Origin of the sequence: Mycobacterium sp. (assembly GCF_050701675.1) — a bacterium.
GTDB lineage: Bacteria > Actinomycetota > Actinomycetes > Mycobacteriales > Mycobacteriaceae > Mycobacterium.
In genome coordinates this window covers 1-8,680 of the sequence record NZ_JBOGDD010000530.1, presented here as the reverse complement: position 1 = coordinate 8,680, position 8,680 = coordinate 1, and the positions used below count along the sequence as shown (strand labels likewise).

Below are 8,680 nucleotides of genomic sequence, written 5' to 3'. Positions count from 1 at the left end.
CCGTATCTGACCAACGACAACCTGGAGTACTACCAGGATGCGTACGAGATCGGCTACGAGAAGATCATCGACACCTACGCCGCGGCCACGCAGCACGTGGACCAGGGCTTGAGTCTGACGCTGTTCTTCAAGGACACCGCAAGCACGCGCGACGTCAACAAGGCGCAGATCTACGCGTGGCGCAAGGGCATCAAGACGCTGTACTACATCCGTCTTCGCCAAATGGCGTTGGAGGGCACTGAGGTGGAGGGTTGCGTCAGCTGCATGTTGTGACTGGCAGCAAGGGCGGCAACAGGCACCGGCTGTCCTCCGATGCGCCGCACAGCGTTGAGTTCTTCCAACGGCACGTCGCTGACGATCCCGCGCGATCCGTACCCGGCTACGAATTCGTCGAGGCCTGCCCGGACAAGATCGGCGACAAGATGCTTGCCGTCCTCAAGGCCGTCGCCGAAGCGCCGCCCAAACGATTTGCCGGGGGCGGGTATTGGGAGGCGATGCATGACTCGATGACGGGGTGGCACGAAGTCCGCGTCGATGGCGGTAAACCGCGGCGCCACTACCGCCTGTTCTGCCTCCTGGACACTAAGGCGCTCGAGACAGATCGCCCGGCCCTGGTCGTGATCACGGGGATGAGCAAGGCGTTGCGGACGACGTTCACCGAAGCCGATTACAGCGCTGTACGCGACCTCGGCGACGAATACCGGCGCCGAAACCCACGCTGTTGGCTCTCTGGCTAGACCGCGGCCACCATCGGGGCGGTGATCTGTGCACGTTCATCCTCGGTCATCGGTGTCAGTACAAGTTTGAGTCCCACGGCCGCGGCAAGTTCGGCGATCGTGCTCAACGTGGGGTTGACCGACTGTGCGGACAGCAGCCGGCGCACCGCGCTAGGTTCCACACCCGCGGCGCGAGCAAGCTCGGCCTTGCTCAAATGCCCTTCCTCGCGCGCAGCGTCAAGCTGGCTGACCACGGCGTCGATGGCCTGGATGCGGGCAAGCTCAGCTGCGAATGCCCGCGCCCGCTCCGGATCGGCAAGACGCCGGTCGAGCATGTTGTTGAATGCGTCTGACATAGTCGGCTCCTTTCGGGCCACGCGTCGCTGTGTAGCATTTATGTTACGCCCAGTGCAACTGATCCCGCAACGCGCGGATTCCCTGGCCCCACGACACGTGCGTACCGTGCCGCTGCACCTCGACCGCACCGCCGCAGCATGCACCCACTCGGAGATGAGCTCTAAGATCTTCTCCAGTCGACCCTGAGGCCTCTGAAGTTGTTCCGGCCGCTCAATTCTCGCGGGCCTGATCCTCGTGCAGCGCCTTCAAACGTCGCTCCTCGCGCAGCACGCTCTGGTAGCTCTCGCGTTCTGCGACAAGCCATTCGGGCTTCTCCTCGAGCAGCTGATTGATCTGCTCGGTGGTGAGCGCATCAGTGATGCCGCTGCGCGCCAGACCGGCGATCGAGACGCCCAGCTTGGCTGCCACCAGGTTCTTCGGGTGCGGTCCGTTCTTGCGGAGGTCCTTGAGCCACTGCGGCGGATCCGCCTGCAGGGCGGCGAGCTCGGCGCGGGTGGTCGGGTTCGACTGGAACTCAGCAGGCGTGGCGGGCAAGTACACGTCCAGCTTCTTCGCCGCGGTGGCGGGTTTCATGGACTGCGCGTCAGGCCTGCTCATGGCTTAGAGCCTATCGGTAGCCTGATGGCGTGACCTCGCTCTGCCTCACCGTCGGGTACGTCCCCGGTGTGACGCCCGCGAAGTGGGCTCGGACCTGGGCGCAGCGCCACCCGGAGGTTCCGCTGCAGTTGCATGCCGTCGCCGCGGCGGACGCGGCCGATGCATTGCGGGCCGACACCGTCGACGTGGTGCTGCTTCGACCGCCGGTCGACACGTCTGGGGTGGCCGTCATCCCCCTCTACGAGGAGGCAACGGTGGTCGTGGTGCCGACCGATCACCTGCTCAGCGCCGTCGATGCGGTCACCGTCGCGGACCTCGACGGCGAACCAATCCTGATCCCACTCGACGACGTCGTCGCCTGGGCAGCCACCCCCGGTGTCCAGGTCGATCACCGACCCGAGACCACCAAGGACGCAACAGAACTCGTTGCTGCGGGCATCGGCGCGCTCATCGTTCCGCAGTCGCTGGCGCGGCTGCACCACCGCAAGGACCTCGTGTACCGCCCGATCACCGACGCGCCCACCTGCCCCGTGGCGCTCGCCGTCCCGGAGGGGCAGCAGCCGGCACTGGTCGAGGAGTTCATCGGAATCGTGCGGGGTCGCAAACCCAGTTCGTCGCGAGGGCGGGCCGAGTCGGTGCCGAAACGCACCGCACGGGAGAAGACCCTCGCGAAGCAGGCCGCCCGCGCCGCCGCGGGGAAGATCGCCCGCAAGCCGGGCCGGGCCGAGCGCGGACGGCACTGACGCAACCCGTCCTATTGCAAGGTGGGCGTGGTCGGTTCGACGGAAAATCAGTGGAATTCGGCGGTCGACTCGGTCACGCTCGAATGCGTGAACGTTCGCCTGTACGCCACGCCGGATGACTTCGGCCCGGTAGCCCGCTGGGTCTACCGGAGGGATCCCGTGCTGTTCACCACCGAGCTCACGACCTTGCGCACGTCGCGGTGGCCGGACGGTCACGTCCTACTGTCGGTGACCGACTGCGACGGCACCGTCGGTGCGGCACTGCAGATGCGGGATGCGGTCCTGTTGGTCAACGGACTGCCGCCAGAGTCGGCGAAGGCCGTAGCCGCCGCGCTCGCGCCGGTGCGGTCCGATCTACCCGCCATTCGCGGAACATCAGCCGCGGCAGCGGCTTTCAGCCAGGCATGGACCGAGTTCGCCGACGTCGGCGCGACGCCGGAGTTCCAGGAGACGCTGTATCGCCTCGAGGAGCTCAGCGCGCCCGTCGGTGCCGTGGGTGCACCGCGACTCGCAGGGGACCAGGACGGCGAGTTGCTCGTCGGATGGCTCGACGCGTTCTTCGTCGAGGCGTTCGGCGCCGAGTCGAATCCTTCGGCGAGCCGCGGCGTGCTCCGCGACATCGCCGACGCAGGCGGGCGCGTCGTGCTGTGGACCGTGGACGGGACGCCCACTGCGATGGCGCGGGTTCACGGCTGCCTTCTGGGGATGTCGCGCATCGGCCCGGTGTACACGTCGCCGGAGTACCGCGGAAACGGTTATGGCGCAGCGGTTACCGCCGAAGCGGTGCGGCACGCCCACCGTGAGGGCGCACGGGACGTGGTGCTGTTCGCCGACGTCGCCAACGCGGTGTCGAACGGGATCTACCGTCGGTTGGGTTTCGTGCCCGTCGCCGAGCACGTGCAGTACGCGTTCTCGGTATGACCGGACGCGGCGCAAGGACCCGTCAGTCGACTGAGTAGGCTCCCAATTGTGACAGCGATCACCAAGGCAACCGGCAGGTCCGCCCCCTTCTTCAGTCGTGAGCGCATCGTCGCTGCGCCGGGGTGGAATCGATGGCTGGTGCCGCCCGCGGCGCTGTCGATACACCTGTCGGTCGGCGCGGCGTATTCGTGGAGCGTCTTCAAGAAGCCGTTGGAAGGCGCGCTCGGCATCTCGGGCACGCTGAGCGCTCTGCCGTTCACCATCGGCATCGTCGTGCTCGGCCTGTCGGCCGCGATATTCGGCACCTGGGTGGACCGCAACGGGCCGCGGATGGCGATGTTCGCGGCCATGTGCTGCTTCTCCGGCGGTTGGTTGGTGGGTTCGGTCGGGTTGGCCACGCGTCAGTACTGGCTGGTGCTGCTCGGCTACGGGGTGCTCGGCGGAATCGGTTGGGGTATCGGCTATATCTCACCGGTCTCCACTCTGATCAAGTGGTTTCCCGACAGGCCAGGAATGGCGACGGGCCTGGCGATCATGGGCTTCGGCGGTGGTGCCCTGATCGCCTCGCCATGGTCGACGGCGATGCTCGACTTCTTCGGCACCGACTCGTCGGGCATCGCCAAGACGTTCCTGGTGCATGGCCTGGTCTACGCGGCATTCATGTCACTGGGGTGGCTGCTGGTGAGGGTGCCAAGGCCGGACTGGAAGCCGCACGGGTGGACGCCATCGCCTCCGACGGTGGGCTCGCTGGTGTCCGTTGGGCAGGTGTCGGCGAACAACGCGATAAAGACACCACAGTTCTGGTTGCTCTGGGTCGTGTTGTGCTTCAACGTGACTGCGGGGATCGGCATCCTGGAGAAGGCGTCGCCGATCTACCAGGACTACTTCCCAGCGGCGGGTGCCGCGGCTACCGCGCTCGCGGCGGCGGCCGCCGGCTACGTCGCACTGCTCTCGCTGGCGAACATGCTGGGGCGCATCGGCTGGTCGAGTCTGTCCGACAAGATCGGTCGCAAGAACGCCTATCGGATGTACCTCGGCATCGGCGCACTGTTGTACCTGGCCATCACGCTGATGCAGAACTCGAACAAGGTGGCATTCCTGGTCTGCACGTTGCTGATCCTGTCGTTCTACGGCGCCGGGTTCGCCACGGTTCCTGCATATCTGCGCGACCTGTTCGGCACGTTTCAGGTCGGCGCGATCCACGGACGCCTGCTCACCGCATGGTCGGTCGCAGGGATCCTCGGACCCATCATGGTCAACGCCATCGCCGACAGCCAGAAGGCCGCGGGCAAGTCGGGACCCGAGCTCTACACGTTGTCGTTCTCGATCATGATCGGGCTGCTGATCGTCGCGTTGGTGTGCAACGAACTCCTCAAACCCGTTGATGCGAAGTGGCACGAACCGTCCAGCGAGGGCACCGGGAAAGTCGAGGAGAGCAAGCGATGACCGACCAGACGGCTGACGTCGAACTCCACGACTACCGACCCACGGTGCCCAAGGTGTACATCGCCCTGGCCTGGCTGTGGGTGGCCATTCCCTTCGGCTATGGCGTGTTCGAACTGATCCTCAAGGCCAAACAGTTGTTCCAGTGAGAACGAGCGACTCGAAGTGACTACTTCTTCACCTGATGCTGCGGGCCCTGTTCCTTCTTGTACAGCGCCTTGAGCATCCGGTCGCGGAAGAAGGCATTGTCGATCAGCTTGATCCCGTTGTTCGCGACGGCAGGGATGCCCGCGAGCTTGTGGAAGTAGCGACCGCGCCGGTACTCCCTGCCCCAGGCGGCTTCCATGCGCTGTGCGTAGTTGGTGAAGTCGTCCGGGCCGCCGTTGGTCAGCGCCGCGATCGCGCACTCACCGGCGGCCAGCCCCGACTCGAGGGCCTTGGAGATGCCGGCGCCCGAGGCCGGCTTGCCCGCACCGAGCGAGTCGCCGGTGAACAGCACACCCGGACGCCAGGGCGGCCACGCGGTGAAGCCCATCGGCAGTCGCCAGGCTCGCACCAGCTTGTCCTTCTTCAGCTCCTCGATCGGCGGGAGACCCCACTCTGGCGGTAGCGTCCTCATGAACTCACCCATGAACTGGGTGGCGTTGATCTGCTGCCAGTTCTTGTAGCTGTTGACGTAGCCCAACCCGATGTTGATGCGTCCGCCGCCGAACGGGAACACCCAGGCATAGCCCGGCAGCTGGTCACCGTTGAACTTCAGGTTGAGGTAGATGTCGAGCGAATCGGAGTCCGGCTTGTTGGCAGGCATCTCCGCGCGGATGGCGATCGCCGAGTAGCCGTTGTACTCCGAGTCGATCTTCAGTGCGCGCTTGATGGGGGAGTAGGCGCCGTCGGCGGCGATCACCGCGTCGCCGAATACCTTTTCGCCGCTCTTGAGCACCACGCCGACGACGCGGCCGTTTGCGTCGAGTTCGGGACCCGTCACCTCACACGACTGCCGGACCTCGGCGCCCGCCGCCTCGGCGTGCTTGAGAAGCAGCGTGTCCAGCTGGGGCCGGGGCGCGACGTAGCCGTGGTCGGGCATCCCGGGGCGCTTGGGAAAGGAGAGCTCCCATTGCGAAGGACTGAACACCGTCACGCGGTTGACCCGGTGGAACTTGTCGACCTCTTCGGCGAGGCCCATCTTCTGCAGGTAGCTGACCGCGCGGGCGGTCAGGCCGTCACCGCACGGCTTGTCACGCGGAAATTCGGCCTTGTCCAGGACGACCACCTTGGCGCCGGTCTGCGCAGCCTGCCACGCTGCCGCGGCGCCCGAAGGCCCGCCGCCAGCAATGACCAGGTCGTATCGCTGCGTCATGATTCTCGTCTCGTTAGCTCCGCCGTATCCGCAGCGATGGTACCCGGGCGGCGCGGTGCGGTAAGTCGCACGGCGCGGTCTTGGCAGGTCAGCGCGGCTCAGCCGGTACAGTGAGTCCGTGCGCAGACCGCCTCGACCACACCCGGGTACCCCACCCGGTGTGAAGGTGGACGCCCGCAGCGAGCGCTGGCGGGAGCATCGAAAGAAGGTGCGTGCCGAAATCGTCGACGCGGCCTTCCGCGCCATCGACCGTCTCGGTCCCGAGCTCTCGCTGCGTGAGATCGCCGAAGAGGCGGGCACCGCGAAGCCGAAGATCTACCGGCACTTCACCGACAAGTCGGACCTGTTCCAGGCCATTGGCGAGCGGCTTCGAGACATGTTGTGGGCGGCCATCTTCCCGTCCATCAACGTGACGACCGACCCCGCCCGCGAGATCATCCGCCGCAGCGTCGAGCACTACGTGTACCTCGTCGACGAGCACCCCAACGTCTGCCGTTTCCTGATCCAGGGCCGCTTCGCCGAACAGAGCGAGTCGACGATGCGTGCCCTCAACGAGGGCCGCGACGTCACGCTGGCGATGGCCGACCTGTTCAACAACGAGTTGCGGGAGATGGAGCTCGACGGCGCGGCGATCGAGCTGGCCGCGTTCACGACGTTCGGCGCGGCCGCGGCAGCGACGGAATGGTGGCTTGGTCCCGATACGGACAGCCCCCGCCGGATGCCGCGGGAAGACTTCATCGCTCACGTGACGACGATCATGCTCAGCTCGATCTACGGCACCTGCGAGCTGCTCGGCATCAAGATCGATCCCGACCTTCCGTTGCACGAAGGTGTTCGGCGCCGCGAGCCCGCGGCCTGATACCCAGTACCCGCGTTCCCAGGTATCGTCGGGGTCATGACGGTCGCCGAACAGGCAGGCGTGACTCCTGCGCAGAAGGACCCGGTCCACACCCGCGCCGTCATCATCGGCAGCGGTTTCTCCGGCCTCGGCATGGGCATCGCCTTGAAGAAGCAAGGCTTCGGTGCGACGGACTTCGTGATCCTCGAGAAGGCCGACGAGATCGGCGGCACCTGGCGTGACAACACCTACCCGGGCTGCGCCTGCGACATCCCGTCGCACATGTACTCGTTCTCCTTCGAGCCGAAGGCCGACTGGCGACACATGTGGTCGTTCCAACCGGAGATCTTCGACTACCTCAAGGACGTCGCCGACAAGTACGACCTGCGCCGCTACGTCCGCTTCGGCTCCCACGTCGATCGGGCGCAGTGGGACGACGCCGAGATGCGCTGGCACGTGTACACCGACACCGGGCAGGAGTACGTCGCCCAGTTCCTGATCTCCGGGGCGGGTGGACTGCACATCCCCCTGATCCCCGACTTCGAGGGGATGGACGAGTTCTCCGACGCCGGCGGCGTGGCCTTTCACTCAGCGCAGTGGGACCACGACGTCGACATCGCAGGCAAGCGGGTGGCCGTGATCGGCACCGGCGCCAGCGCCATCCAGCTCGTGCCGGAGATCGTGAACGACGTCGCCGAACTGCAGGTGTACCAACGCACGCCGCCCTGGGTGATGCCGCGACCCAACAACGCGTTTCCGGAATGGACTCGCCAGATGTTCTCCAACGTGCCAGGCACCAGGGCGCTGATGCGGGCGGGGATCTACTGGCTGCACGAAGCCGTCGGGTTCGCGATGACGCAACAGCCCCGGCTGCTCAAAGTCGGTGAGCTGCTGGGCAAGTGGAACATCCGGCGCAGCGTCTCCGACCGCGACCTGCGCCGCACGCTCACCCCGAGCTACCGGGCGGGCTGCAAGCGAATCCTGAACTCCGACACCTACTACGGCGGCATCGCGAACCCCAAGACCCAGGTGATCACCGAAGGGATCGAGCGGCTAGTGCCCGAGGGCATCCGCACGGTCGACGGCAAGGATCATCCGGTCGACGTGCTGGTGTTCGCCACCGGGTTCCACGTCACCGACTCCTATACCTACGTCGACATCAAGGGGGCGGACGGCGAAGACCTGGTGGACCGCTGGAACCGCGAGGGCATCCAAGCGCACCGCGGCATCACCGTGGCCGGCATGCCCAACCTGTTCTTCCTTCTCGGCCCCAACACCGCGCTGGGGCACAACTCCGTGGTGTTCATGATCGAGTCGCAGATCCGCTACGTCGCGGACGCGATCGCCGCCGTCGACAAGGCCCGCGCCAAGGCGCTGGCCCCCAGCCGGGCCGCCCAGGACGAGTACAACCACGAGTTGCAGGACGACCTCGCCAACACGGTGTTCAACACGGGAGGTTGCCGGAGCTGGTACCTCGACGAGCGCGGCGTGAACCGCACTCTGTGGAGCGGCATGACCTGGCAGTACTGGCTTTCGACCCGGCGGTTCAAGACCTCGGAATACGTTTTCTCGGGGCGGTGAGGCGAATCGACGACACGACACACCAACACAATCAGTTGTGTTGCGGCGCGACGTCACACCCCAGTTGTAGTGTCGTGGGAGCTAGTCGCCACGCATCGAATTGGGGTTCACAGTGTCTGATGGAATG

Annotated in this window: 11 protein-coding genes; 8 read left to right on the top strand and 3 right to left on the bottom strand. The window is 65.9% G+C overall.

Features of this window, described 5'->3' with window-relative positions; genetic code table 11:
* Both ACRDUX_RS16025 and ACRDUX_RS16020 read left to right on the top strand, forming a co-directional pair.
* Window positions 1-273: ribonucleotide reductase barrel domain-containing protein (locus ACRDUX_RS16025; RefSeq protein WP_526415002.1), on the top strand; the 273-nt coding region annotated here is incomplete at its 5' end.
* A complete protein-coding gene (locus ACRDUX_RS16020) occupies window positions 270-737 on the top strand; it encodes a hypothetical protein (protein WP_526415001.1) in 468 nt (155 codons plus the stop codon). The genes ACRDUX_RS16025 and ACRDUX_RS16020, both read left to right, overlap by 4 nt.
* Here ACRDUX_RS16020 and ACRDUX_RS16015 read toward each other — a convergent pair.
* Both ACRDUX_RS16015 and ACRDUX_RS16010 read right to left on the bottom strand, forming a co-directional pair.
* Window positions 734-1,072 carry a helix-turn-helix domain-containing protein gene (locus tag ACRDUX_RS16015; protein WP_526415000.1) on the bottom strand — a complete coding sequence of 113 codons (339 nt, stop codon included), beginning with the start codon at window positions 1,070-1,072 and terminating at the stop codon, window positions 734-736. The genes ACRDUX_RS16020 and ACRDUX_RS16015 overlap by 4 nt on opposite strands.
* Window positions 1,073-1,283: 211 nt before the next feature.
* Window positions 1,284-1,670, bottom strand: a complete 387-nt coding sequence (locus ACRDUX_RS16010; protein WP_526414999.1) for a DUF5997 family protein — start codon at window positions 1,668-1,670, stop codon at window positions 1,284-1,286.
* 29 nt (window positions 1,671-1,699) lie between these two features.
* Between ACRDUX_RS16010 and ACRDUX_RS16005 the strand changes: the two genes are divergently transcribed.
* From ACRDUX_RS16005 to ACRDUX_RS15990, 4 genes are all read left to right on the top strand, one after another.
* Complete coding sequence (locus ACRDUX_RS16005; RefSeq protein WP_526414998.1) at window positions 1,700-2,413, top strand: LysR family substrate-binding domain-containing protein; 714 nt, start codon at window positions 1,700-1,702, stop codon at window positions 2,411-2,413.
* Between the two features lie 87 nt (window positions 2,414-2,500).
* Window positions 2,501-3,334, top strand: coding sequence for a GNAT family N-acetyltransferase (locus tag ACRDUX_RS16000; RefSeq protein ID WP_526414997.1), 834 nt, complete (start codon window positions 2,501-2,503; stop codon window positions 3,332-3,334).
* A 48-nt stretch (window positions 3,335-3,382) separates the two neighbouring features.
* A complete protein-coding gene (locus ACRDUX_RS15995) occupies window positions 3,383-4,780 on the top strand; it encodes an L-lactate MFS transporter (protein WP_526414996.1) in 1,398 nt (465 codons plus the stop codon).
* Window positions 4,777-4,926, top strand: coding sequence for an MFS transporter small subunit (locus ACRDUX_RS15990; protein WP_526414995.1), 150 nt, complete (start codon window positions 4,777-4,779; stop codon window positions 4,924-4,926). The genes ACRDUX_RS15995 and ACRDUX_RS15990 overlap by 4 nt, the downstream gene beginning before the upstream one ends.
* 20 nt (window positions 4,927-4,946) lie before the next feature.
* On the opposite strand, the gene ACRDUX_RS15985 is transcribed toward ACRDUX_RS15990, so the two are convergent.
* Window positions 4,947-6,134 carry an NAD(P)/FAD-dependent oxidoreductase gene (locus ACRDUX_RS15985; protein ID WP_526414994.1) on the bottom strand — a complete coding sequence of 396 codons (1,188 nt, stop codon included), beginning with the start codon at window positions 6,132-6,134 and terminating at the stop codon, window positions 4,947-4,949.
* Window positions 6,135-6,252: 118 nt separating this feature from the next.
* Between ACRDUX_RS15985 and ACRDUX_RS15980 the strand changes: the two genes are divergently transcribed.
* Complete coding sequence (locus ACRDUX_RS15980) at window positions 6,253-6,993, top strand: TetR/AcrR family transcriptional regulator (protein ID WP_526414993.1); 741 nt, start codon at window positions 6,253-6,255, stop codon at window positions 6,991-6,993.
* A gap of 36 nt (window positions 6,994-7,029) precedes the next feature.
* Window positions 7,030-8,553 (top strand): flavin-containing monooxygenase, encoded by a 1,524-nt coding sequence (locus ACRDUX_RS15975; RefSeq protein WP_526414992.1) that lies wholly within the window; start codon window positions 7,030-7,032, stop codon window positions 8,551-8,553.
* Window positions 8,554-8,680: the final 127 nt, after the last annotated feature.

Excerpts from the sequence above, each read along its gene's own strand:
- ACRDUX_RS16015 (WP_526415000.1), bottom strand. The coding sequence starts at position 1,072 with ATGTCAGACGCATTCAACAACATGCTCGACCGGCGTCTTGCCGATCCG.
- ACRDUX_RS16010 (WP_526414999.1), bottom strand. The coding sequence starts at position 1,670 with ATGAGCAGGCCTGACGCGCAGTCCATGAAACCCGCCACCGCGGCGAAG.
- ACRDUX_RS15990 (WP_526414995.1), top strand. The coding sequence starts at position 4,777 with ATGACCGACCAGACGGCTGACGTCGAACTCCACGACTACCGACCCACG.
- ACRDUX_RS15985 (WP_526414994.1), bottom strand. The coding sequence starts at position 6,134 with ATGACGCAGCGATACGACCTGGTCATTGCTGGCGGCGGGCCTTCGGGC.
- ACRDUX_RS15975 (WP_526414992.1), top strand. The coding sequence starts at position 7,030 with ATGACGGTCGCCGAACAGGCAGGCGTGACTCCTGCGCAGAAGGACCCG.